Source organism: Mycobacterium sp. (assembly GCF_049281135.1).
In the GTDB taxonomy this organism is placed as follows: Bacteria; Actinomycetota; Actinomycetes; order Mycobacteriales; family Mycobacteriaceae; genus Mycobacterium.
On sequence record NZ_JBAPRN010000107.1, the window covers coordinates 1 to 23,934 of the forward strand.

Below are 23,934 nucleotides of genomic sequence, written 5' to 3' on the forward strand. Positions count from 1 at the left end.
CCCCAACATTGTCGGCGTGCTTCACGTCGGCGAAACCGAAAGCGGCTATCCGTATCTCGTCATGCAGTACCACCGAGAGGGGTCGTTGGAAGCACGGATTCGTCGGCTCGGGCCGCTGGCTTTGGACGAGGTCCTGCGGCTCGGGGTGAAGATGGCTGGCGCGCTGGCAACCGCACATCGGCTCGAAATACTGCACCGAGACGTCAAACCCGGAAACATTTTGTCTACCGAGTACGGCGAGCCGGCGTTGAGCGATTTTGGAATTGCGCACATCTCCGGTGCCTTCAAGACCGCCACCGGCACCTTCACCGGCTCGCCCGCATTCACCGCGCCCGAGATCCTCGGCGGTGATCCACCGACCGAGGCGTCGGACGTCTATGGTCTCGGCGCCACCCTGTTCTGCGCCCTCACCGGCCACGCGGCCTACGAACGCCGCAGCGGTGAGCAGGTCGTGGCGCAGTTTTTGCGGATTGCCACCGAATCGGCACCGGACCTGCGCGAGTCGGGCATCCCCGAAGACGTCTCGTCGGTGATCGAGAAGGCAATGTCTCGCGATCCGAACGGTCGCCCGACAGCCATCGAACTGGGTGAGGAGCTGCGGAGGGTTCAGGCGAGCCACGGTCTTTGTGTCGACGAGATGGCGCTGCGAGGCGACGCCGTCGACGCAGCCGAGCAGCGACACGTCGCAGGGGTCCGCTCGTTGCGGGGCAACCTTCCCGTTGAGCTGACCAGCTTTATCGGTCGGCTAGCAGAACTGACCGAGCTGAAAAAGCTGCTGTCAACGTCGCGCCTGGTGACGTTGACGGGATTGGGCGGAGTGGGCAAGACCAGGTTGGCGCTCCGGGTGGCCGGCGAGCTGCGGCAGGATTTCGCGGACGGCGTCTGGCTGATCGAGTTGGATGAGCTACACGACGGATCGCTGTTGGTCGACGTCGTGGCTGCCGGCTTGGGCTTGCGGGACGACTCAGCCCGACCATTGCTGGAAAAGCTGATTGATTTCCTGAGCCCGCGCAACCTGCTGCTGGTGCTGGACAACTGTGAGCAAGTCGTCGAGGCAGCCGCGCAGCTGACGAGTGCCCTACTGCGGGGGTGCCCGGACCTGCGGATCACCACCACCAGTCGTGAGCGCCTGGGGGTCGATGGGGAGTCAGAGCTGCGGCTGTCGCCGCTCGCGGTGCCGGATGCCGACTCCGTGCCGACGCTGGGTGGAGTGCCTCAACACGACGCGGCGACGTTGTTCACCCAGCGGGCGGCGTCGGCGGTGCCCGGATTCACGCTCACCGACGAGAACAAGGCGAGGGTGGCCCGCATCTGTCACCAGCTGGACGGATTGCCGTTGGCAATCGAGCTCGCGGCCGCACGACTGCGTGTCATGTCACTCGAACAAATTTCCGACAGGCTATCGGACCGGTACGCATTGTTGACGCGTGGAAGCCGAGGGGCGCCGAACCGGCAGCAGACGCTGCGCTGGAGCGTCGGCTGGAGCTACGACCTGTGTGGTCCAGACGAACAACAACTGTGGAGCCGACTGTCGGTCTTCGCTGGAAGCTTTGAACTCGAGGCGGCGGAAGACATTTGCGGCGGGGAATGGTCCGCGGACGAGTTCCTCGATCTGCTGTCATCCCTGGTCGACAAATCGATTTTGAACCGGACGGAAACGCGGGGAGCGGTGGGCTTCCGGTTACTCGACACACTCCGTGATTTCGGCAGGGAACAAATCCAACAAACCGACGAATACGTGCATCTGCGGCGACGGCATCTGGACTGGTACCGAAGGCTCGCAAGTAAGACCGCGACCGAATGGTTCGGTCCGCGGCAGATCGACTGGATCGAGCGCGTCGGACGGGAGATGCCAAACCTGCGCGAGGCACTGGAGTTTGGCCTGCAGCACTCCCCGGAGACCGCGGTCGAGATCGCCGCTGCCATCCATCCGGTGTGGACTGCGCGTGGAATGCTCAGCGAAGCACGTCGTTGGTTGGACCGTGCGCTGGCCGCTGCCGTGGCCGAACCGAGCCGGGAACGGGTGATGGCGCTGTATGGCGCCGCAGCGATCAGCGGGCTTCAGGGTGACACGTCGGCTGAGGCGGCTCGCGTTACCGCGATGGGCGCGCTGGTCGAACAGATGACAGACCCGGTGGCGCGTGGTCTATTCGCTATTGCCGACGGATTCAAGTCGCTGGTAACCGACAAATTCGACCACGCCTGCACATGTTTGAAGGCCGGCCTCGATGCCGGCGACGATCCGATGGTGCGGCTTCTGGCGATGTGCCTCCTCGGGTGGGCACACGAATTCCGCGGTGAAACCCAAGAGGCCGCCCGTTGGGTCGAACGAGCGCTGGAGTTCGCGGAATCGCGCGGTGAGTCGGTGTACCGATCATGGGTGATGTGGACGGCGGGGATCGTCCAGTTGCGTCATGGCGAAATCGACCGTGCGGCAAAGGCATTGAGCGAATCCCTGCGGTTGACGCATCGCCTCAACGATCCGCGCAATGCCGCGACATGCCTGGAGGGGTTGGCCTGGATCGCCGGTGTCAGACACAACCCCCAGTTGGCCGTCACGCTGATGGCGGCCGCTGAGTCGTTGGGCCTTGCGGCGGGAACCGGTTCCACAGTGGTATTTCCCGCCCTACTCGGGCACCACCGTGATTGTGAACGCCACGCTCGGGAAGCGTTAGGCGAAGAGGGATTCGAGACCGCCCGTCAGAAAGGCCGATCACTCGACTTCGACGAGGCGGTTACCTGTGCACTTGGCGGGTGAGTTGCACTCCGCCACGGTTGCCGGTCAGTGCGCGGGATCAGTCGCGGCCGCCGCCTCCAGGGTGGCAAGCACCGATTCGAGCCCGTAGCTGAATGCCCGGTCAGACCAGTGCTCAGAGTAGTGCGAGGCCACGCTCCTTAGATTCGGGAAGCGCTGCGCGGGAAGGGATTGCAGCCGTTTGTAGATGTCGCCATTCGCGCCGGCGTGCCGTGCCCGCCCACCCACGGCGAACCCCAGAGTCAGGGCAACCAGGCTACCCAACCCCTCGACCATCGTGCGATCGTCGAGGCCCGCCGAACGCAGAATGCCGATCAGGCGCTCTCGCAACTCATCGAGTACCGGCGCGGCATCGTTGCCAACCGACAGCAACTCGAGGAGTCCGTGGTGCTTTTGCAGTGCCGTGCGCAGCACGGTCATCTCATGGACGATGCGTTCCGTCCAGGGTCGGTCCTCCGGCAGGGGCGTCGGAAGCTCCCGCAGGACGTGCGCCCCGAGGCGGGCGACCAGATCGTCCTTGCTGGCAACGAATCCGTAGATCGTCATGGGCGCGACGCCGGTGGCCTCGGCGAGGCGCCGCATGCTCAGCGTCGCCAACCCCTCGGCATCAACGAGGGCCACGGCCGCGTCCAGAATCTCGTCTTCGGTGATGATCCGCTGAACCCGGCGACGTGCGACCCGGGAGGTTGGTTCGCCCATGGCGTTCTCCGTCCGATCTGCCCGAACACTGCGCTCACTCGCCCGTACGGATGTACGTCGACTGTACACCCGTACATAAGTATGCCATCATGTGTCACGAACAACGCCGAGGAGTGCCGATGCCACATCTTGTCCTCCCGCTCGCCGCCTGCACCCCCGAACTCAGCGACACCGTGGGCGGCAAAGCGGTCGGTCTCGGTGCGTTGCTCAGCCAGAACCTGCCGGTCCCGGATGGTTTTGCGGTAACAACTGCCGCGTACAACGCCACGATCGGCACCGTGCGGGACGCCATCGGCGCCGCGATCGCCGCCGATGCCGCGCACAACGACGCACAGACGTCGGCAACGCTGCGCACACTGATCGAGACTGTCGACATTCCTGCCCATGTTGCCGCGGCGATCCGCGACGCCTACCTCCAACTCGATCCATCCGGTGAGTCCGTTGTCGCCGTGCGGTCCAGCGCGACAACCGAAGACCTCCCCGACGCATCGTTTGCAGGACAACAGGACACCTATCTCGGGATCCGCGGTGTCGATGCGGTCATTGCCCACGTCGTGCGGTGTTGGAGCAGCCTGTTCACCTCGCAGGCCATCGCCTACCGGCGTCGCGTCGGAATCGGGAGTGACGATCTGGCGATGGCGGTTGTGGTTCAGCGGATGGTTGACGCAGCAGCCGCCGGCGTGATGATGACCCTGGACCCGGTCACCGGCGATCGGCGAACCGTGTTCATCTCGGCCGCGCACGGCTTGGGTGAAGGCGTGGTCAAAGGCGACGTCGAATCCGACAGTATCTGGATCGACAAGAAATCCCTGACCGTCACCCGCCGCGAGGAACAGATCCAGCGCAGCGCCTATCTGTGTACGGGTCCGCACTACGAGGTTGGGCTCGTCACGCTCACCGAGGCCGAGGGCGTCAGACCGGCGATCTCAGACGCCGAAGCGATCGAACTGGCACGCGTGGCGATTCGCATGGAAGACATCCAGAACCGGGCCCAAGATCTCGAGTGGGCGATCGACGTCGATGCCGACGGAGGCCGCACCGCGCGGTTGCTGCAGGCCCGACCGGAAACGGTCTGGTCTAACCGCGCGTCCCCCGCGAGCGCTGCCACTTCCGGGTTGCATGGTCATACCCGCCCTGACACGACCTGGACCACCACCAACGTCGGCGAATCGGTGCCCGGGGTTCCCACACCGCTGGGATGGTCGGTGTGGTCGGTGGCGGGCGAAATCGCGATGCGATCGGCCTTCCACGCCATCGGGGCGCTGTCGAGCCGGGAACTGGAACTTCCTGACCGGCAAGAGGATTGGCTACTAGGCATCTTCTACGGGAGAGCAGCGCTGAGCGTGAGCTTGGTGTGTGAATGGTCCGAGCGGGTGCCCGGTATCGATCCCGTCGCGATGGCCGAGCAGATCTTTTCGGCGCGTCCTCGTGGATATGTAGCGCGCAGTCGGCGACGCTACTACCCGCGCGTCGCGGTGAAAGCGGTGCAACCGATGCTGCGGGTTCAGTCGATGGTGGCTGCCGATCGCGACGACGCGGAGGCGTTCCGTGCCACGACGCTCGAAGAGCTCACCACCGTCGGCGAGTCCAGAACGCGCGTGCTGCTCGATCAGGCGATCGAGTTGCACCGTCGGTGCCTGTCGACCCAAACCCTGCTGACAATGGTTGTCTGCCAACCGATTACCGATCGGCTGTTGCGGCTCGCCGAGTCCGTCGGGGTATCGGGGGAGGAGCTGATGGCAGGTTACGGGGGGCACGACGAGATCGCCGCGGTGGCCGACATGTGGGCCGTTGGCCGAGGCAGGCTCGACTACGACACGTTTCTGTCTCGGCACGGTTTTCACGCGTGGCAGGAAGGTGAATTGTCGGCCCGCAGTTGGCGGGAGGACCCGACGCCGGTCCGCGACCTCATTGCCAGCTATGCGGCGCGAGAAGACGATGCCGACCCCGGGCGCGCCGAAGCCGCACGCATGGCCCGGCGCGCCGATCTCGAGCGCCAGTTCTTAGCCAGACTTTCGGCTGCCCGTCGGCCATTGGGGCGCCTACTTCTGCGCCTGGCACGCACGTTCGTGCCATTGCGGGGCGTCGCCAAGGGTTCCTTTGTGCAGGTGCTCGACGTCGTACGCGCCGCCGCCCGCAGACTCGGTGAACACCTTGCGCATACCGGCGTGCTGGCCGACGCCGAGGACGTTTTCTATCTGACGCTTCCCGAAATCCGTTCCGGTTCATTCGGTGCCATGTCTGCGCTCATTTCCACCCGGCGCGCCGAACGGGCCGCCTACCAGGGCATGGAGATTCCGCCGGTCTTCTGCGGCGAGCCGCCACCGACAGTGATCGCGCCCGTTGCGATGTCGGACACGATCATCGGAACCGGCGCCAGCCCCGGCGTCGTCGAGGGGCGCGCGCGTGTGGTGACGCGGCCCGACCAGGCCCGCGTCGAGGACGGGGAGATTCTGGTGGCCCGCGATACCGATCCCAGTTGGGCCACCCTGATGTACCTGTCGTCGGGGCTGGTCGCCGATATCGGCGGAGTCATGAGCCACACCGCCATCGTCGCGCGCGAGCTGAGCCTGCCGTGTGTGGTCAACACCGGCAACGCCAGCAAGACACTCAAGACCGGTGACCTGATCCGGGTCAACGGCACCACCGGCTCAATCGAAGTGCTCAAGCATGCCGTCGAGTCCGCCTGAACCGCTGCGCATCTCAGCCCTATCCGGCCGTATCCCAGTCGGCCCGAAGCAGGAAGGATCAACATGACCACCACCGACATCACACCCGTGCAGGCCGCTGAATACCGACGCGACCCGGTGTGGGGCCCAATGAGCCACCCCGCCCTGGAAACCATTGCAGCGGGCAGCCCCCCGTGGAAAGACCATATTTACATCGCGTTCTGGGACACCAAAAACCAGGCCTACGGGTTCCTGCACTGGAACTCGTCGCCCAATCACGACACCACCAAAGTTCAGGCGAATCTCTCCTTGGGCTCCAAGACCATCGACATCATCGAACCTTTACCGCCACAGGCAGCGCACTTCTCCAGCGCATCAGCGGAATTCGATCTCAAAGGTCACGTTGAATACCACCATGACCGGCTTACCGGCATGCTGACGATCACACCGCTATTCGAGATCATCGACTTCGGGCCCGGCGGTTCTCTTCCGGCCCTCGGCGACAACGAGCCGCTCCAGCATTTCGAGCACGGCTTGCGGCTGACCGGGACCCTGACTCTCGACGGAGACCGTCACGATATCGACGCGGTCGGATTTCGCACCCGAACCTGGGGATACCGGGACGACTCGCAACAGTTCGCCGAGTACTTCTTCCTCTGGACCACCTACCACGACTACGCGGTGGGCTTCATCAAACAGCTGCACCCCGACGGGTCGCAGATCACCGGAGGTGGCGTCGTACGCGACGGTCAGGTGACCCATGTGACGGATGCTCATCTGGTGAAGAACCGCGCCGGATTCGCCCAGCGCATCATCGTCGACCTCGCGGACGGGACATCGCTGACGTTAAACCGCGGAGAGCGCATCTGGGACGGCTGGTGCCCAATCGGCCTTCCCGAGCGACACGGCCCGGCCTTCAGCGCATTCGACGAGATCGTGGACTGGACCGACGAGCGCAGCGAAACAGCCTGCGGTCTATCGGAATACGGTCAGATTCGGCACATCCACTAACACGTTACCCGTGTCACCACGCAGCGGTCTACCGGGCCGCCTCACTGACAACCGTCTAGACAAACCATAGAAACAAGTCGATTATATATCGAATATTGGGAATCGTTGAGGCGGCGCCCATGGCGCGCTCGGAACGCGGACGGTGACGGCTGCATGCAGATTAAGAGTCGGCATGCCTTGGTGACCGGTGGGTCACACGGCATTGGTGTCGACATAGCGAAGGAGTTTTCCAGGCGGGGTGCGGCGGTCACGGTGCTGGGCCGCGACGCCGGGCGGCTGAGCGCCGTCGCCGAGTCGATCAACGGCAACTGGTTCAGCCTCGATCTCGCCGACGACTGTGCTGTCGCTGATGCCATCGGCCGGGTGGAGGCCGAGCACGGCCCCGTTGACATCCTGGTGAACAACGCCGCGCTGGCGTTGGTTCGTGGTGCCGGCGAATATGATCCCGGCGACGCCCGGCTACTGATGACGGTGAACTCGATCGCGCCGATGGAGTTGGTCCGTCAAGTTCTCCCGGGCATGGTCAACCGCGGTCACGGGCATATCGTCAACGTCTCGTCGTTGGCGGGTGTGAGCGCGGTTCCGGACATGGCCATCTATTGCGCAAGCAAAGCCGCACTGCACCATTACACCGCCGTGTTGCAGCGCGAGCTTCAGCGCGACCGCTCCCCGGTCGGAGCAACTCTGGTTACCTTCGGCGAGGTCGCTGGAACGCACATGATGGAGCAGGCGCGGCAGTCGCCGATCATCGCCGCGGTCTCTGCGCGGTTGGCCCGCAGCAAGATCCTGCCGATGATCACGGCGGCCGACGCCGCCCGAGCGGTCGCGGATGCTGTACACCAGCAAGCCCAATATGTCGCCGTACCTCGTCGGCTGGCCGCCGTCATCGGGCTGCGGAACCTGCCGAGCCGCTTGCAAGACGTCGCACTGATCGGCTTGAAGGAACAGGCGAGCACCGCGGTCGTCCGCTCCGACTGACCGGTAGCAGCCATAGGTGTGGCGTAGACCACTTACTATTCGGTATGATATATATCGAATTATCCGTCGGACGGAGAAGAAACCGCGACATGCGTACAAAACGGTTCGACAGGTGACCTGGCGGGCGAATCGTATGCGCCGGTCCGGCGCGGATGGTCTACCGGTTTCGCTTCGGCTGCGCGACAGTGACACCAGGCTGTTCCCATACAAGAGGAGATATCGATGACGGCACCCGAACGCACCCGAGGGTGCCCGGTCGGTCATTACGCGTGGGCGTCGGGCGACCACCCGCCGATGACGGGCTTTCGACAGTTCGACCGTGAGGACCGGGAGCCTGTTTTCTATACGACTGACGCCGCGGGCTATCACGTCTTCACCGAGCAAGAGGCGATCGCGGAGGGCATGCAGCGTACCGATCTGTTCTCGAGCCATGCCATCGAGCCGATTACCCCCAATCCGGAGTATCGGTGGATCCCGGAAATGCTCGACCCGCCCGAGCACACCCAATGGCGCCGGCTGCTGGCTCCCATGTTCACGCCGGCCCGCGCCGCCGCGATGGAAGACGATATCCGCACACAGGCCACGATCTTGATCGACGAGCTCGCCGACGAGGGGCACTGCGACTTCATGTCCCAGTTCGCCCGCAAGTTCCCGACGGCAATCTTCTTGCGCATGATGGGATTACCGCTCAGCGAGCTCGACAAGTTCCTCGCCTGGGAGTACACCATCCTGCACGGCAATGACGAAACAGACCCCAAACGGGAGCGCGCCGCGCAAGCCATGGGCGAAGTGGCGCAATATTTTGCCGGGGTTATCGCCGAAGCCCGCAAGGACGACACCGGCAAGACCGACATCATCAGCTCGGCAGTGCGATGGGAGATTGACGGCGCCCCGATCACCGATGCCGACCTGTTGTCGTTGTGCACGCTGATCTTCGTGGCCGGACTCGACACGGTCGCGGCTCAGCTGTCCTTCACCATGTACACCCTGGCCACCGACGCCGGCCTGCGCCAACGCATTGTCGATGACCCCGCGGTGATCCCCTCGGCGGTGGAGGAGTTTCTTCGCGTGTACGGGATCGTGCAGTGTGGCCGGCGGGTGACCGAGGACACCGTGTTTCGCGGATGCCCGTTGAAGCAGGGCGAGATGGTGCTCTTCCCGCTGGCCGCTGCCGGTCGTGACCCGCAGCAGTATCAAGATCCGTCGACGATCGACTTCGACCGCGGACGCGTCCGCCATATCTCATTCGGGGCCGGCCCGCACCGTTGCCTTGGCTCGCACCTCGCACGGGTCGAACTCATCGTCGGGCTGCAGGAATGGCATCGTCGCATACCGCACTACTCGCTGGCGGCCGGCCAAACCATCCTGGAACACCACAGCGGTGTGTATGGCCTGAACAACTTGCCGCTTACCTGGCCTGTCGGCGCTGCCTAGGAGCCATTTTCGCGGTCGCCGAGGAATCCGGCGCCGATCTGGAGGTGTCCCGCGTCGTGACAGAGGCCTGGTCGATGCTGGCCAGCGGCTTTGGGATCCTGGAAGCTCCCACCGCCGGCGACGACGGTTCGATCTACTTCAGCGACATCACCGGTGGTGGGGTGTACCGGCTGGCACCGGGCGCGGACGAACCCACGGTGGTGGTACCCAGACGCCGTGGGGTGGGTGGGATGGCGCTGCACCGCGATGGCGGCCTGGTGATCAGCGGACGCGACGTGCGCCACGTCGGTGCCGGCCCGGACCGCCTGCTCCTAGCCCCCACCGACGTCGCCACGGCACCGGGACTGATCACTTCGTTCAACGACTTTGCGGTGGGAGTATCGGGCGAGCTGTACATCGGCACGGTGCGCACCCCGGCTGGGCACGTGCGGGGCGACGACGAGCTGTTCGGCCGCGGCGAGCTGTTACGCCTCGACGCGCCCGGACATGCGGTGCGCTTGCTCGCCGAGGTCGAAACCGCCAACGGCGCGGTGTACACCAATGGAGCTGTGCTACAGGCTGATTCGGCACGCCGGGTGATCAACAGCGTTCGTGCCGACGGCACCGCTCATACCAGGTTTAGTACCGCCTCCGTCGACGGTGTCCCGGACGGGCTCGCCCTCGACGCCGATGGCAACGTGTGGATCGCGTTCTACGGTGGCGGGTGCATCGCATGCTTCGCGCTTACCGGCGAGCTGCTGCGGGTTATAACAGTGCCGGCGCGACGGGTGACCAGCGTCTGCTTCGGCCGCGTCGACCGAACCGTCTACGTCACGACCGAGGACAACACGACCGACGCCGCCCTCACCGGCTGCTTGCTCGTCAGCGACATCGACGTCGCCGGTGCCGCCCCGCTGGCCGCGGCCATCTGACATCGGGCTCACCAGTTGCGGACTGCGCCGGAATTAATAGTATAATTATAGATCGTATTGGGCGTGGCTACTAATCCGGCGGCGGCTGAGCTGCGCGCTGCCCGACCCGAGTAAGCGAGAGGTTTGCCAGATGAGGCGATTGGTCTTCGAGCCCGAACACGATCAGTTGCGCGAGACGACAAAGCTCTATATCGAACGCGAGGTCGCACCCAATGCCGAGAAGTGGGAGCAAGAACGCATCGTCGATCGCTCGGCGTATCTGGCCGCGGGTAAGTACGGACTGATCGGCTTCAACATGCCCGAGAAGTACGGCGGCGGAGGCTCCGACGACTTCAGGTTCAACGCGGTGATCATCGAGGAGCTCGCCAAGTTCGGGTCAGGGGCACCGGCACTGAACCTGCAGAACGACATCGTCGGTCCGTACCTGAAGTCACTCGCCACCGAGGAACAGCAGCAGCGCTGGCTCCCCGGCTTCGTCACGGGCGAGCTCATCGGCGCGGTCGCGATGAGCGAACCCGGCGCCGGTAGTGACCTGGCGGGGATCCGCACCTCGGCGGTCCGCGACGGCAACGACTGGATCCTCAACGGCAACAAGACATTCATCTCCTCCGGGATCAACGCCGACCTGGTGGTCGTGGTGGCACGCACTAACCCCGGCGCCGGGCACAAAGGCTTCTCGCTGCTGGTCGTGGAGCGCGGTATGGACGGCTTCACCCGCGGACGCAAGCTCGACAAAATGGGCCAGCACAGCCAAGACACCGCCGAGCTGCACTTTGACAACGTGCGGGTACCCGCGGCGAATGTGCTGGGCGAGGTCGACAGAGGCTTCTATCACCTGATGCACAATCTTCCCTCCGAGCGACTGTCCATCGCGGTGCGCGGTGTGGCCGGGGCGCGGGAGACATGGCGTCAGACCGTGCAATACGCCAAGGACCGCACCGCATTCGGTCAACCAATCGGGTCCTTCCAGCACAACCGGTTCGTGCTGGCCGAGCTGGATACCGAACTGGACATCGCCGAGTGCTATGTCGATCGCTGCGTGCAGGCGGTGGTGGACAAGGAGCTCACCGCGGTCGAGGCTGCCAAAGCCAAGTGGTGGTGTACCGAACTCGCCAAGAAAGTCATCGATTCATGCCTGCAACTGCACGGGGGCTACGGCTACATGAACGAGTACCGCGTCGCGCGGGACTATGTCGACACTCGCGTGACAACCATTACGGGTGGAACCACTGAGATCATGAAGGACATCATCGGCCGGAGTCTGGGCTTGTGAGCGCTGCGTCGACCGGCGGGGCAGTGGGGGAACGTGCGCGATGACGCTGGCGACTAAGTTCACGGACGTGTTCGGGGTCGAGCACCCCATCGTGCAGGGTGGGATGCAGTGGGTGGGCCGCGCGGAATTGGTTGCGGCGGTGGCCAATGCAGGTGCGCTGGGGTTCCTCACGGCGCTGACCCAGCCCACCCCGGCCGATCTGGCCAACGAGATCGCCAAGACGCGTGACCTCACGGACAAGCCGTTCGGGGTGAACCTGACGATCCTGCCGACGATCAACCCACCGCCGTATGACGAGTATCGCCAGGTGATCGTGGATGCCGGCGTCACGATCGTCGAGACTGCCGGGTCCAACCCGGCGCCGCACCTGCCGATGTTTCACGACAACGGAATTAAGGTGCTGCACAAGTGCACCTCGGTGCGCCACGCGGTCAAGGCCGAGACCCTGGGCGTGGACGGCATAAGCATCGACGGCTTCGAGTGCGCGGGCCATCCCGGTGAGGACGACATTCCGGGTTTGGTGCTGATCCCGGCGGCCGCGGCCAAGATCGCTATCCCGATGATCGCCTCTGGCGGTTTCGCCGATGCGCGTGGCCTGGTGGCCGCGTTGGCTTTGGGCGCCGATGGCATCAACATGGGCACCCGGTTCATGTGCACGGTGGAGTCGTGCATTCATCAGAACGTCAAGGAAGCGATCGTGGCCGCCGATGAGCGGGGCACCGAGCTGATCTTCCGTACGCTGCACAACACCGCGCGGGTGGCCAGCAACACCGTGTCTCGCGAAGTCGTTGAAATCCTTGATCGCGGTGGACAATTCGAAGACATCAGAGACCTCGTTGCGGGCGTCCGCGGGCGCACCGTCTTCGAGAACGGCGACCTCGAAGCCGGTGTCTGGAGCGTCGGTACCGCGATGGGTCTGATCGACGACATCCCGACCGTCGCCGAGTTGGTCTCACGCATCGTCGCCGAGGCCGACGAACTCATCACCGGACGGCTGAGCGACATGATCCAGCCGAGCGCTGATTTGCCGATTGGACTTATCCGATGATGTATCTGCTGCTGCATGGTGGGGCGCACGGCAGTTGGGCGTGGGAGCGCCTCGTGCCCCGGCTGCAGGCACGTGGACACACGGTCGTTTGCCCGATGATTCCCATGGACGATCCCGCTGCGGGAGTCCAGGAGTGGGCCGGCGCGGCTTGTCGCTGTGTTGACGGCGCGAGTTCCTCGGAAGTCGTGGTGGTCGGGCATTCCATGGCGGGCCTGGCCTTGCCGGTCATCGCTACGATGCGACGGGTTGAACGGATGGTGTTCTTGTGCGCGGTGGTGCCGCTGCCTGGCCGCCGACACCGAGACTGCCTGGGAGACCCACCGACGGCGATCACCCTGAGGCGCGATCGGCTCGAATTCGACGCGGCGGGCAGCATGCTCGTACCGTGGCTGACCGCGCGCGAGTTCTACTATCAGGACTGCGACGAAGCTGTTGCCCGTGCGGCCTGGGTTCGTATGCGGCCGTCCGCGCAGGGCATTTGGAAGGAAGTGTCACCCATCGATACTTGGCCGTCGACGCCGTCCACCTACATCGTGGGCAAGTTTGATCGGTCGCTGAGCCCTGACTACTCGCGGCGGGCGAGCCGCGATCTGCTGGGTGTCGACGCGATCGAACTCGACTCGGGTCACGCGCCGATGCTCAGTTGCCCCGACGAGTTGGCGGCCGCACTTGACACCGTCGCTTCGGGCCCCACGGCGCGCCGACGGTCGTTGTTGTCGACAGAAAGAGGAAGCCATGGCCGGGACTCTTGAGGGCAAGGTCGCGTTTATCACCGGCGCTGCCCGCGGTCAGGGGCGTAGCCATGCGGTGCGGCTGGCTCGTGAGGGTGCCGACATCATCGCTGTCGATTCGTGTGCACCGGTGGACACCGCCGCTTACCCGATGGCCAGCAAGGAAGACCTCGCTGCGACGGTCGCCGCAGTGGAAGCCACCGGCCGGCGCATCGAGGCCCATATTGCCGACGTTCGCGATTTGGCGGGGCTGCGCGCATCGGTCGACGCGGGGGTCGGGCGCTTCGGTCGCCTGGACATCGTGGTTGCCAACGCCGGTTTTGCGTCGTATGCGGCCGCCGACCAGATGACCGAGGATCAGTGGGACGAAATGATCGCGGTCAATCTCAGCGGTGTGTGGCGCACTATCCGGGCATCGATCGCTCACATGGTTGCCGGTGGTGGCGGTGGTTCGGTGATCATCGTCAGCTCGGCCGCGGGCTTGCGCGGTATCCCGAACGCGGCGCATTACGCGGCCGCCAAGCACGGGCTCGTCGGCCTGATGAAGGTGCTGGCGCTCGAGATGGGGACACACCGAATCCGAGTTAATACGATCCATCCCACGACGGTGGAGTCGCCGATGACCCAGAACGAGGCCACGTTGGAATTGTTTCTTCCTGGCCAACCACGAGAGGCGCAAACCCAGGAGGCCTACGCGCGGATCGCCCAGCGGCTCAACGTAATACCGGTGCCCTGGATTCAACCGGAGACGGTCAGCGACCTGGTGGCTTTTCTGGCCTCGGATCAGGCTCAGTACATCACCGGGACTTCCATCCCGGTGGACGCGGGCATGACGGTCCGGTGGTGACAACCGTCAGTTGAACAGCTCGACGATCTTCCTGTTCTTCAAGTCGTCGCCCAGCAGCGTGGTAGCCGCGGTCTGCATGTGTTGGGTCCAATGCTTTTGGGCGCCTTCGCTGTCGCCCGCCGCGACCAGGGTTGCAAGCTTGCGGAACGACAGTAGAACACGCCGAAACCGTTGCGGCTTGACATTTTTTGCGAACTTGGTCGGTACGGTAGCGGCGTAGTGCATGGCGACGACTTCCTGCAGCAGGCCGCCCTGCAGCGCAAGGGTTTTGTTCCCGCTGCCCTTGAGAACGAGCTCATGGAACTCATACGTGGTTTGCGACCATGCGTCGGCATTTGGCACGTTGTCGGGACTTTCGTCGAGCAGCGCGGCGACGTCGTCGATGCATTGGTTGAGCCGACGTAGGTCCTCGGGATCGTTGCGCGCCGCCATCATGCCCGCGCAAATCGGCTCGAGCGCGGTTCGCGCCTCGTATACGTCGGCGATCGTGGCGCCGTCGATCTGCAGCAACAGACCCACGTGCCGAGCGCTGACACTGACATCAGGCGTCAGCACCAATGCGCCGCCGCCGACTCCGCGGCGCACCGAGATCAAGGCCTCTGTCTCGAGAATCCGGAACGCCTCACGCAACGTCGGCCGCGACACCCCGAGCTCAGCGAGGAGATCGGGCTCGGTTGGCAGGGTCATGCCGGGTAGCAGCTCACGCCGCACGATCTGCCGGCGGATCTTCGCTGCGATCAAGGCAGCCGTCTTCTGCGGATGCACCTGGCCGGTGATCGGCGATCGAACTCGGGTGACCATGGGTCTGCCTCTCTCTCGCGTCCTCGCGCCGGCCGAACCTTAAATGGTTCCTCCAGTTACCTTAATTCACTGATTATGCCATTAGTCCACGCTGAGCCGGTTGTTGTCTTGCGAGCGTGACGCCAGTCTCGGCCACGCGCGGTCGTGTTGCTAAATTAGATCTATCATTAATCTAGATCGGCGCGTTGCCTTCTGGAGGAGGACGATCGCCGACCGCTATCCAGGCACGGCGGCGCAGCCGCAGTAAAGAGGTCTGTTATGCCCGTGGGTGCGCCGACATACAAGGTGGGTAAGCGGTCCACGCCCATCCGAGTCGTTCAGTGCTTTACCGGCGGCGTCGGAACCGAGTGCGTGCGACGCATCCTGGATCACCCTGACATGACCCTGGTCGGCGTGCTGGTGCACTCGGCGGACAAAGACGGCAAGGATGCCGGCGAACTGGTCGGGATCGGCCCGATCGGTATCAGCGCGACGCGTGATCTCGACGAGATCATCGCCCTGCAGCCCGACGCCGCGATCTGGCACCGGCAGGGCTACGAGCCCACGCTGATCGCCAAGCTCCTGGCCGCGGGCGTCAACGTCTACACCGCGCTGGGTGGCCACGACGTGGCCGGCCAGCCCGAACAAGAGTTGCTCGAGCGGGCATGCCGCATCGGTGGCTCCACATTCGCGGCGGCCGGCAACATACCGGGGCTGATCAGCGACGCCCTTCCGATCTTCCTGACCGGCTTCACCGGCGAGGTCCGGCACATCAAGGCAGTTCAGCGCAACCATGTGGCGCACTACCCGTCCGCGCACCAGCTGGTAGCCGGCCTCGGCCTGGGGCTCCCGGTGGAGGCCGCGGAAAATCACGAAGTCGACGGCATGTGGGAATGGTTGATGGCGATGTCGTCCCAGACGGTGGCGCGGGCCATCGGAATTCCGTTCGACGGTCTGCGGACGGTCCGTAAGGAAACCCGCCCGGCGCCGCGCACCGTCACCCTGCCCGGCAGCGGATACACCATCGAGAAGGGAACGCTCGGTGGCGTGCGGTGGACCTGGGAAGCCCGCTCGGGTGGCGAGGTCTTCCTCACGATCGTCAACGAGCAGACTGCCGTTTTCGGCCTCGGCGAGGGATGGCGCACCGACGACAACGCGCCCGCGTGGACCGTCGAGATCGACGCGTCGCCGCCCTTGGTCGCCACCCTGACCTGGCCGGAAGGCATCCCTCACGCGCTGGCTAACTCACAGCTCAATTCCGCGCGGGCCATCAACATGGTCCCGGTGCTCGTCGATGCCCCACCGGGTTGCCGGACGATCTTGGACCTGGCCATGATCAGCGGCTATGCGGCGTCCAGATGACCGCGGCAGCTCCCTGGCTTAGCCGGCGGGACGGCTGACGCAGAAGAGCCGAACCGGCTCGGGCACTCCGCGCAGGCGGTGTGCGCCAATTGGCGACCACGTCAAGCCGTTGTCGGCATGACCGGCCCCGTGGGCCGACTCGGTCACCAGAACCGTCCCTGGTTGCGCAAGAGCGGTGACGCGGCTCGCCACGTTGACCGGGCTGCCGAACCAGTCGCCGGCGCGGCTAACGGCGAGCCCGTCGGCCACGCCCGCCCGCAGCTGGGGCAACCCGTTGGTGTTCGCGACGTTGACGAGTTCAAGCACTGCGTCGATCAGCCGGATGGTGTCGGCGGATACGAGCATGACCGCATCCCCGATGGTCTTGATGAACCACACGGGCGGCTCCACGATCTCAAGAGCCAGTTCGCCGAGTCTTCTCGCCAGGCGCACCAGATCCTCTGGGGGCAGTGTCTCGCCCAAACGGGTGAAGCCCGCGAGATCGGCGAAGGCGACGGCGACGTGGCGAGCGCCGGGGAGCTTGCCGGCCGCACGTTCGGTGGCGCTGATTCGTTGCTCTTCGAACATGTGCCGAAGCTGCCGCAACAACAGACCCTCGACCAACGGGCCGATCGCCGGGACGGACGCCCGCGCCAACGTTTCGGCGACCTCAGCAAATTCACGCTCGGTGGCGCCAGGCTGTGCGGTCAGCCCGAAGGCCGGTTGGCGCATCATCGCCGCAGTACGGCTAAGCCCCATGCTCAGCACCCTGACAATGTCTACTACGTCTGCGACGTCCATTCCCATGTCGAGGAAGACCTTGGCACGGCCGGCGGCCAGCGCGTCAGCACGTGGCAACACTGCCGCATCGGGATCGTCAATTTTGGGAAGGCCCGCTGCCCGCTCCAACCGCTGCAGTACCTCCAGATCGATCCCGGTCGACTCGGCGACCTCGCGCTCCGAGACGTAGACGCCGTCGTCACCAAGCACCCGGTTGGCAGGCAGCAGCATCGGCACCAGTGAGTGCTGAATCTGGTCGGCGGTGAAGCCACGGTCGAGCAGCCACTCGATCAGCTCTGCCCGCTCGCGGCGTTCGTTGCCTTCGAGCCCGTCCAGGTGGCCCGCGCTGACCAGAGCGGATGCCGAGGTGTCCGGGGTTTGCTCCGCGTCGTCAGCCGTCACGGCCTAACTTTCTCACGTCGGCGGCCGCAGCTGGTCGGGGAACCGCGGCTGCTCAACGGCGGGCGGCCGCTGCCTTAGGGGTTGCCCGCCGACCACGTGATCGACTTGGTTTCCAAGTACTCCTCCATGCCGGCGGCGCCCCACTCACGGCCCAGGCCGCTGTGTTTGTAGCCGCCGAACGGCGCCCACGGACTCAGGCCGCCGCCGCCTGCGGTGGTGTTGATCATGACATTGCCGGTCCGCATCCGACGCGCAATGTTGTAGGCGCGCACCGGATCTGCCGACCACACACCTCCGCCGAGACCGAAGTCGCTGTCGTTGGCGATCGCGACCGCTTCATCGTCACTGTCAAAAGGCAGCAGCACGCCGACGGGGCCGAACACCTCCTGGCGGCAGATCGCCATCGAATTGTCGACGCCAACGAACAGGGTCGGTTCAACGAAGTAGCCCTTGTCCAGCCCGGCGGGCCTGCCGCCGCCGTAGGCGATCTGCCCTCCCTCGTCGACGCCGCCGCGGATCAGGCCCTCGACCCGTTCGCGGTGGCGCGCGCTGATCAGGGGACCCATGGACACTGCCTCGTCAGCGGGATTGCCCACGGTGATCTGGTCGAGGGCGCCCTTGAGCGCCGCGGCGACCTCGTCGATCAACGAACGATGCACCAGGGTGCGGGTGAGCAAAGCGCAGCCTTGTCCCGCGTGCATGGTGAAGTTCATGACGATGCCCGGTAGCGCCTTGTCGATGTCGGCGTCCTCGAGAATCAGGTTGGCCGACTTGCCGCCGAGTTCGAGGACCACGCGTTTGAGTGTGTTGCCGGCCTGCTGGTGCACCGCGCGCCCGACCACATCCGAGCCGGTGAAGCTGACCAGATCGATATCCGGGTGCCGGGTCAGCTCGGCGCTGGCGTCGGCGTCACCGGTGACGATGTTCAGTACACCGGGTGGCAGTCCCGCCTCCTCGGCGATTTCACCGAGGATCAGCGCCTCGAGCGGGGTGTCCGGCGACGGCTTCAATACGGCGGTGCAGCCGGCGGCGAGTGCCGGGGCGACCTTGAAGACGTTGAGAAAGAACGGGAAATTGTAAGGGGTGATCAGGGCGGCGACGCCGATGGCTTCGCGCTGGATCACGCCTTGCCCGATTCCGGCCAGCCCGTTGGCGCCGATGTAGGGCATCATCGGCGCGTCGAATCGGTACTGGGGCAGAACGCGATCGGCGAAGTCGCGCATCGCCTCCAGCGGCGCGCCGATCTGCAGGGCGCTCGCCAGCATGCGAGTGCTGCCCGCTTCGGCGATGTTCAGTTCGACCAGTTCGTCGAAACGCCGCTCGATGATATCGGCCATTCGCCCGAGCGTCAGGGCGCGCTCTTTCGGTGTCGATCTGCCCCACGGACCTTCATCGAACGCAACCCGCGCAGCACGGACCGCCGCCCGGACGTCTTGGACGGTCCCTTGGGGGACACGTCCGATCTCGTCTTCGGTCGCGGGGTTGATGACGGGAAGGGCCTCGGCCCCAGTTCCCTCAGTCCACTCACCGTCGATGAATAGCCGGTAGTTGTACTCGTGGCCCATGCCGATCCTCCACCACCGTGTCGCGCAATATTCGTGCTATCAGTAATCTATATCACCTAGCCCGCGACGGGTAGATGGGCGGCAAACTTGTCTTCCACGCTTCCGTAAAGGGTATATTTAGTTATATCTTTAAACGGGCAGGCACGACGGTGAGGAGACGGCATGCCACTGCAGCCCGACATGAAAATCATCTCGGTGGACGATCACCTCGTTGAGCAGCCCAACCTGTGGCAGGACCGGCTGCAGGCGCACCACAGGGAACTCGGACCCAAGATCATCGAGGACGAGCAAGGCCACCACGTGTGGCAGTACGAAGGGGACCGATACCCGCAGATCGGTCTGAACGCGGTGGCCGGCAAAGACCCGCACGACTACGGGATGGAGCCGGTCCGCTACGACGACATGATCCCCGGCTGCTACGACGCCGCCGAGCGGGTGAAGGACATGGACATCGATGGCGTGCACGCGGCATTGTGTTTCCCGTCCTTTCCCGGATTCGCCGGCGGGGTCTTTCAGCGCGCCAAGGACAAGGACCTCGCGCTGGAGTGCGTCAAGGCGTGGAATGACTTCCAGGTCGGCGAGTGGGCCGCGGCCGCACCGGGCCGGCTCATACCGCTGGCGATCCTGCCGACGTGGGACCCGCAGCTGGCTGCCGACGAGGTGCGCCGCGCCCGGGATATCGGCTCCAAGGCGGTGTCGTTTCCCGACGCTCCCATCCCGCTCGGGCTGCCGTCGTTTCACCATCCGACCCACTGGGAGCCGGTCTGGCAGGCCTTCGAGGACACCGAGATGCCCGTGTGCCTGCACTTCGGTTCGGGCAGCTTCGTCCCCGGCTTCTCGTTCATGGACAACGATGTTGTCGATCCAAACGCGCCCTTCGCCGTGGCAATCAGCGTGTTTTCCACCAACCTCATGTGGTCGTTGTCCGACATCGTGTTCTCCGGCCTGCTGCAGCGGCACCCCAAATTGAAGGTGATGCTGTCCGAGGGCGGCATCGGCTGGTTGCCGTATCTGATGGAGCGCATGGACTACACCTGGGAGCGGCATCGCTGGTACCAGGACATCAACAAAAACGACCGGCCGTCGGAGTTGATCAAGAAACACTTCTGGGGATGTTTCATCGACGACGTCCATGGCGTGGACAACCGCTATGCGATCGGTGTGGAGAACATCCTCATCGAGGTCGATTACCCGCACTCCGACTCGAACTGGCCCAATAGCCGCAAACGCATCGCCGAGAACCTCGCCAAGGTTCCCGACAAGGAGTGCCGGATGATCGTCGAGACCAATGCCCGCACATTGATGCACCTGGACGCCTGACGCGCCGCCTGTCGAGTTCGCGATCTGTCGGAAAGGAAGAGCGTCATGGGTGGTCGGTTGGAGGGCAAAGTCGCCTTCATCACCGGGATCGCGCGCGGACAGGGACGTTCGCACGCGATCCGGCTCGCCGAGGAGGGCGCCGACATCATCGGCCTCGACATCTGCGCGGAGCTGCCGCACGTCCCCTATGCCATGGCCACCAGCGACGACCTCGAGGAGACGGTGGCCTTCGTGGAGAAGCTGGACCGGCGCATCATTGCACGGGTCGCTGACGTCGCCGACAGGCAGGCAGTCCAACGCGTGGTCGACGACGGCGTCGCAGAACTCGGCCATCTCGATGTCGTGGTCGCCGACGCGGGCATCGCCGTACTCGGGGATTACCCGCTCGACACCTACCTCACGACCGTGAACACACTGCTCGCTAGGGTCTTCAACACGGTCGCGGCGGCGTACCCGCATCTTGCGGACGGCGCTTCCATCATCGCGACCGACTCTGTTGCCGCGTTCATCCCCGGCGCAAACGGTGGGCCGGCCAGCGGCCCCCGCGGCCGTGGCTGTTCCCTTGCGAAACGCACGCTTGCGCAATTCGTCCGCGAAACGTCGCTGGCGATGGCACCGCGCTGCATCAGAGTCAACGCCGTTCACCCCACCAATTGCGGCACGGATCTGCTGCACACCGAGGCGATGTATTCGTTGTTCGGCCCCGGGTGTCCGAGCCGCGAAGATGCCGAGATCGGTTGCTCGGCCACGCAGGCGATGACAATTCCGTACATCCAACCCATCGACTTCAGCAACGCCGTGGTGTTCCTGGCCTCCGATGAATCCCGATACATCACGGGCATGCAGCTTCGGGTCGACACCGGCCCGATGATCAGGCACCTGTGACGCGGTGAGGCGGCTCATCAGCTCGAGAAGGGAAACGTGAATGCATCTGCCGATGAGTGGCGTCCGAGTCCTCGAGGTCGCGCAGTACACCTTCGTGCCGTCGGCAGCCGCGGTGCTCGCCGACTGGGGCGCCGAGGTGATCAAGGTCGAGCACGCCGAGTATGGCGACGCCCAGCGTGGCCTGGTCAGCGTGATGGGACTCGATGGCGGGGTGTCTGGCTGCTCATTTTTCCCGGTGATGGAGGGACCTAATAGGGGAAAGCGCAGCGTCGGGATCGCGTTGGACCGTCCAGAGGCCGGGCCGGTACTTGCGAAGCTCGTCCAACGATCGGACGTCTTTCTGACCAACTACCTACCGCAGGCACAGGCGAAGCTTGGTATCGATTGCCGCAGCATTCGCGCCTTGAACCCCGACATTATCTATGTGCGCGGCAGCGGCTTTGGTCAGCGAGGTCCCGAGCGCGATAAGGGTGGCTACGACTCGACGGCATTCTGGGCGAGGGGCGGGACGGGCGATGGTGTGACCGAACCCGGCGCCGACCAGATGCCGCACATGCCGACGGGTGCCTTCGGCGACAACATCGGTGGCGTGACGATCGCCGGCGGCATCGCCGCCGCGCTGTACGCGCGAGCGACCACTGGGCAGACTTCGGTGGTCGATGTATCGCTGCTTGCGGTGGGCGCGTGGGCCATGCAGTTCGCGGTCAACCTCGCGATGCTGGTGGGCGGACCACCGCCCGAGTCTGTGCAGCCCCGTCATGGCTCGGCGCGCAACCCGTTGAGTGGAACGTACAAAACCTGCGACGACCGCTGGCTGATGCTCACCATGTTGCAACCAGGCAAGTACTGGCCCGAGTTCTGCACGGCCGTCGGGCGACCGGAGCTGGCCAGTGATCCGCGATTCACCGACGCGGACTCGATCATGGCCAATGCTGCCGAGGCGGCGGAGATCGTCGCCGAGATCATCGCCGAGCACGATTTCGGGCACTGGCGCGCGGCGCTCAACAACATGCGGGGGCAGTGGGCCGCGGTGCAAGATCCGTGGGAAGTCAGCCAGGACACCAGCTTGCGCGTCAACGGCTATATCACCACCGTCACCGATGCCGACGGCAAGGAACGCGAACTCGTCAACAATCCGGTGCAGTTCGACGAGATTCCGACGCAACTGCGCCGCGCGCCTCAGTTCGCCGAGCACACCGACGACGTCATTCGTGAGTTGGGTTTCTCCGAAGAGGAGCTGATCGAGCTGAAGATCGCGGGCGCGATCACCTGATTGACAATGCAGGGCGGGGCGCAGCCGGTCGCGTGCTGTCGTCGGTGACCGGAGTTGATCGTGCAGAATCGAGCCGTTTGTGCCGCCGATTCGCTCTTCCCCGTTGGCGATTCGAATCGGTACCTCTGCAGGTCGCCGCACCCAACCCGCACGGACCGCCGCCGGGTCATCGAGATAGTCGCGATATCCCGACGCTGATCGCGATCTTGTGGGAGCGGCGATAGCCTGACTTAAGCGAAGAGGTACATCCCGGTCACCGTGGCGCCGACGCCGACGACCCATCCGGTGAACGCCAGGCGCAATGGCAGGGGTGCCGTGCGAAGTTCCATGAAGAAGCTGCCGATGAATCGGGCCTTGACGAATGCGATCACCAGGACGACAGCCATACCAAGGTTCGGGCCGGTGCCGCGCGCGAAGCCGTGCTCCACGCCGATCGACCAGCTGATCAATGTGGCGACGACAAGTGCCAGCCAGACCTGCACTGTCGGGTTCTTGAGATTTGTCAGCATGTTCACGGCACCAGGTAAAGGAGTGGGAAAAGGATGACCCACACAAGATCGACCATGTGCCAGAAGGTGGCCGCGATCTCGGCTGATCGAAGTTCGTTGGGGCGCGGCAAAGGGCTGCGTGCGCCGTTCACTACGTAGGTGAGGTAGACGAGTCCGATCAGGACATGGATCAGGTGCAGGCCGGTCGCGGCGAAATAGTACATGTAGAAGGAGTTGGTCATCGGCGTCAGTCCCGCTGACACCTTCAACGCGTACTCGACGATCTTCACCACGACGAAGCCAAGCCCGAGACTGCGAGCCCAGACGAATAGCCTTGCAGCCCTGTCACGTTCGCCGCAGCGTAGTGCCTGAACCGCAAGGGCGACGAACATGGAGCTGGTCAGCAGGAGCAGAGTGTTCACCAGGCCCAGAGGTGCACTGAGCGTGGCGCGGGATTGTGCGAACGCAGCCGGATCGGCGGCTCGCTTGACCAGAAACAGGCCGAAGATTGTCGAGAACTCCAGCAACATGTCGGTGAGGACGAAGAACCAGATTCCTACTTCGCCAGGAATGTGGCCGGGCCGCGGACACCCGGGCCGGCCGGTGTCGGTGGAGGAGGCGCGCAAGCTGTCTACGGTCATCGATCAATGCCCATTGCCGGTAGCCGAACATCGACGGAGAGCTCGTTTGTTTGGTCCTGCTCCTGCTGTGCTTGGCGGCGGATTGCTTTCGTAAGCACATGCG

At 64.6% G+C, this 23,934-nt stretch carries 20 protein-coding genes; 14 read left to right on the top strand and 6 right to left on the bottom strand.

What is annotated here, in order from left to right:
* A partial coding sequence (locus WAN02_RS04320) for a protein kinase domain-containing protein (RefSeq protein ID WP_422262942.1) occupies positions 1 to 2,758 on the top strand: 2,758 nt, incomplete at its 5' end.
* Positions 2,759 to 2,782: 24 nt separating this feature from the next.
* Here the strand turns inward: WAN02_RS04320 and WAN02_RS04325 are convergent.
* On the bottom strand, positions 2,783 to 3,454 hold the full coding sequence (locus WAN02_RS04325; protein ID WP_422262943.1) for a TetR/AcrR family transcriptional regulator: 672 nt from the start codon (positions 3,452 to 3,454) through the stop codon (positions 2,783 to 2,785).
* Positions 3,455 to 3,573: 119 nt separating this feature from the next.
* Between WAN02_RS04325 and WAN02_RS04330 the strand changes: the two genes are divergently transcribed.
* The 9 genes from WAN02_RS04330 to WAN02_RS04370 all read left to right on the top strand — a co-directional run bounded on the left by WAN02_RS04330 (position 3,574) and on the right by WAN02_RS04370 (position 14,356).
* Positions 3,574 to 6,144, top strand: a complete 2,571-nt coding sequence (locus WAN02_RS04330) for a PEP/pyruvate-binding domain-containing protein (protein ID WP_422262944.1) — start codon at positions 3,574 to 3,576, stop codon at positions 6,142 to 6,144.
* A 63-nt stretch (positions 6,145 to 6,207) separates the two neighbouring features.
* Entirely contained in the window at positions 6,208 to 7,134 is a 927-nt protein-coding gene (locus tag WAN02_RS04335) for a DUF7065 domain-containing protein (protein ID WP_422262945.1), read from the top strand.
* Positions 7,135 to 7,287: 153 nt separating this feature from the next.
* A complete protein-coding gene (locus WAN02_RS04340) occupies positions 7,288 to 8,112 on the top strand; it encodes an SDR family NAD(P)-dependent oxidoreductase (protein ID WP_422262946.1) in 825 nt (274 codons plus the stop codon).
* Between the two features lie 222 nt (positions 8,113 to 8,334).
* Entirely contained in the window at positions 8,335 to 9,546 is a 1,212-nt protein-coding gene (locus WAN02_RS04345; RefSeq protein WP_422262947.1) for a cytochrome P450, read from the top strand.
* Positions 9,547 to 9,602: 56 nt separating this feature from the next.
* Positions 9,603 to 10,457: an SMP-30/gluconolactonase/LRE family protein gene (locus tag WAN02_RS04350; RefSeq protein WP_422262948.1), complete on the top strand. Its 855-nt coding sequence runs from the start codon at positions 9,603 to 9,605 to the stop codon at positions 10,455 to 10,457.
* 130 nt (positions 10,458 to 10,587) lie between these two features.
* Positions 10,588 to 11,730, top strand: coding sequence for an acyl-CoA dehydrogenase family protein (locus tag WAN02_RS04355; RefSeq protein ID WP_422262949.1), 1,143 nt, complete (start codon positions 10,588 to 10,590; stop codon positions 11,728 to 11,730).
* A 40-nt stretch (positions 11,731 to 11,770) separates the two neighbouring features.
* Positions 11,771 to 12,778 carry an NAD(P)H-dependent flavin oxidoreductase gene (locus WAN02_RS04360; protein ID WP_422262950.1) on the top strand — a complete coding sequence of 336 codons (1,008 nt, stop codon included), beginning with the start codon at positions 11,771 to 11,773 and terminating at the stop codon, positions 12,776 to 12,778.
* Complete coding sequence (locus WAN02_RS04365; protein WP_422262951.1) at positions 12,775 to 13,530, top strand: alpha/beta fold hydrolase; 756 nt, start codon at positions 12,775 to 12,777, stop codon at positions 13,528 to 13,530. Before WAN02_RS04360 ends, WAN02_RS04365 begins: the two co-directional genes overlap by 4 nt.
* Positions 13,514 to 14,356, top strand: coding sequence for a mycofactocin-coupled SDR family oxidoreductase (locus tag WAN02_RS04370; RefSeq protein WP_422262952.1), 843 nt, complete (start codon positions 13,514 to 13,516; stop codon positions 14,354 to 14,356). The genes WAN02_RS04365 and WAN02_RS04370 overlap by 17 nt, the downstream gene beginning before the upstream one ends.
* A 6-nt stretch (positions 14,357 to 14,362) precedes the next feature.
* On the opposite strand, the gene WAN02_RS04375 is transcribed toward WAN02_RS04370, so the two are convergent.
* The gene (locus WAN02_RS04375; protein WP_422262953.1) at positions 14,363 to 15,157 is read right to left on the bottom strand and encodes a FadR/GntR family transcriptional regulator; all 795 of its coding nucleotides are present in this window, start codon (positions 15,155 to 15,157) and stop codon (positions 14,363 to 14,365) included.
* 264 nt (positions 15,158 to 15,421) lie between these two features.
* Here WAN02_RS04375 and WAN02_RS04380 point away from each other — a divergent pair, with 264 nt between their 5' ends.
* The gene (locus WAN02_RS04380) at positions 15,422 to 16,498 is read left to right on the top strand and encodes a dihydrodipicolinate reductase (protein ID WP_422262954.1); all 1,077 of its coding nucleotides are present in this window, start codon (positions 15,422 to 15,424) and stop codon (positions 16,496 to 16,498) included.
* 18 nt (positions 16,499 to 16,516) lie between these two features.
* Here the strand turns inward: WAN02_RS04380 and WAN02_RS04385 are convergent, their stop codons facing one another.
* Positions 16,517 to 17,659, bottom strand: coding sequence for an adenylate cyclase regulatory domain-containing protein (locus tag WAN02_RS04385; RefSeq protein WP_422262955.1), 1,143 nt, complete (start codon positions 17,657 to 17,659; stop codon positions 16,517 to 16,519).
* A gap of 74 nt (positions 17,660 to 17,733) precedes the next feature.
* Positions 17,734 to 19,224: an aldehyde dehydrogenase family protein gene (locus WAN02_RS04390; protein ID WP_422262956.1), complete on the bottom strand. Its 1,491-nt coding sequence runs from the start codon at positions 19,222 to 19,224 to the stop codon at positions 17,734 to 17,736.
* Positions 19,225 to 19,386: 162 nt separating this feature from the next.
* Between WAN02_RS04390 and WAN02_RS04395 the strand changes: the two genes are divergently transcribed.
* From WAN02_RS04395 to WAN02_RS04405, 3 genes are read left to right on the top strand one after another with little or no spacing between them, the layout of a single operon-like run.
* A complete protein-coding gene (locus tag WAN02_RS04395) occupies positions 19,387 to 20,544 on the top strand; it encodes an amidohydrolase family protein (protein ID WP_422262957.1) in 1,158 nt (385 codons plus the stop codon).
* 45 nt (positions 20,545 to 20,589) lie between these two features.
* The gene (locus WAN02_RS04400; protein ID WP_422262958.1) at positions 20,590 to 21,429 is read left to right on the top strand and encodes a mycofactocin-coupled SDR family oxidoreductase; all 840 of its coding nucleotides are present in this window, start codon (positions 20,590 to 20,592) and stop codon (positions 21,427 to 21,429) included.
* A 40-nt stretch (positions 21,430 to 21,469) separates the two neighbouring features.
* Positions 21,470 to 22,702 carry a CaiB/BaiF CoA transferase family protein gene (locus WAN02_RS04405; RefSeq protein ID WP_422262959.1) on the top strand — a complete coding sequence of 411 codons (1,233 nt, stop codon included), beginning with the start codon at positions 21,470 to 21,472 and terminating at the stop codon, positions 22,700 to 22,702.
* A 230-nt stretch (positions 22,703 to 22,932) separates the two neighbouring features.
* Here WAN02_RS04405 and WAN02_RS04410 read toward each other — a convergent pair whose 3' ends face one another.
* Both WAN02_RS04410 and WAN02_RS04415 read right to left on the bottom strand, forming a co-directional pair.
* Positions 22,933 to 23,211: a cytochrome C oxidase subunit IV family protein gene (locus tag WAN02_RS04410; protein ID WP_422262961.1), complete on the bottom strand. Its 279-nt coding sequence runs from the start codon at positions 23,209 to 23,211 to the stop codon at positions 22,933 to 22,935.
* Positions 23,212 to 23,213: 2 nt separating this feature from the next.
* Positions 23,214 to 23,831 carry a cytochrome c oxidase subunit 3 gene (locus tag WAN02_RS04415; RefSeq protein WP_422262960.1) on the bottom strand — a complete coding sequence of 206 codons (618 nt, stop codon included), beginning with the start codon at positions 23,829 to 23,831 and terminating at the stop codon, positions 23,214 to 23,216.
* Positions 23,832 to 23,934 lie beyond the last annotated feature (103 nt).

Bases quoted from the DNA above. Each gene is read 5' to 3' on its own strand.
- WAN02_RS04325 (WP_422262943.1), bottom strand. From the start codon at position 3,454: ATGGGCGAACCAACCTCCCGGGTCGCACGTCGCCGGGTTCAGCGGATC.
- WAN02_RS04330 (WP_422262944.1), top strand. From the start codon at position 3,574: ATGCCACATCTTGTCCTCCCGCTCGCCGCCTGCACCCCCGAACTCAGC.
- WAN02_RS04335 (WP_422262945.1), top strand. From the start codon at position 6,208: ATGACCACCACCGACATCACACCCGTGCAGGCCGCTGAATACCGACGC.
- WAN02_RS04340 (WP_422262946.1), top strand. From the start codon at position 7,288: ATGCAGATTAAGAGTCGGCATGCCTTGGTGACCGGTGGGTCACACGGC.
- WAN02_RS04345 (WP_422262947.1), top strand. From the start codon at position 8,335: ATGACGGCACCCGAACGCACCCGAGGGTGCCCGGTCGGTCATTACGCG.
- WAN02_RS04355 (WP_422262949.1), top strand. From the start codon at position 10,588: ATGAGGCGATTGGTCTTCGAGCCCGAACACGATCAGTTGCGCGAGACG.
- WAN02_RS04360 (WP_422262950.1), top strand. From the start codon at position 11,771: ATGACGCTGGCGACTAAGTTCACGGACGTGTTCGGGGTCGAGCACCCC.
- WAN02_RS04365 (WP_422262951.1), top strand. From the start codon at position 12,775: ATGATGTATCTGCTGCTGCATGGTGGGGCGCACGGCAGTTGGGCGTGG.
- WAN02_RS04370 (WP_422262952.1), top strand. From the start codon at position 13,514: ATGGCCGGGACTCTTGAGGGCAAGGTCGCGTTTATCACCGGCGCTGCC.
- WAN02_RS04375 (WP_422262953.1), bottom strand. From the start codon at position 15,157: ATGGTCACCCGAGTTCGATCGCCGATCACCGGCCAGGTGCATCCGCAG.
- WAN02_RS04390 (WP_422262956.1), bottom strand. From the start codon at position 19,224: ATGGGCCACGAGTACAACTACCGGCTATTCATCGACGGTGAGTGGACT.
- WAN02_RS04395 (WP_422262957.1), top strand. From the start codon at position 19,387: ATGCCACTGCAGCCCGACATGAAAATCATCTCGGTGGACGATCACCTC.
- WAN02_RS04400 (WP_422262958.1), top strand. From the start codon at position 20,590: ATGGGTGGTCGGTTGGAGGGCAAAGTCGCCTTCATCACCGGGATCGCG.
- WAN02_RS04405 (WP_422262959.1), top strand. From the start codon at position 21,470: ATGCATCTGCCGATGAGTGGCGTCCGAGTCCTCGAGGTCGCGCAGTAC.
- WAN02_RS04410 (WP_422262961.1), bottom strand. From the start codon at position 23,211: ATGCTGACAAATCTCAAGAACCCGACAGTGCAGGTCTGGCTGGCACTT.
- WAN02_RS04415 (WP_422262960.1), bottom strand. From the start codon at position 23,831: ATGACCGTAGACAGCTTGCGCGCCTCCTCCACCGACACCGGCCGGCCC.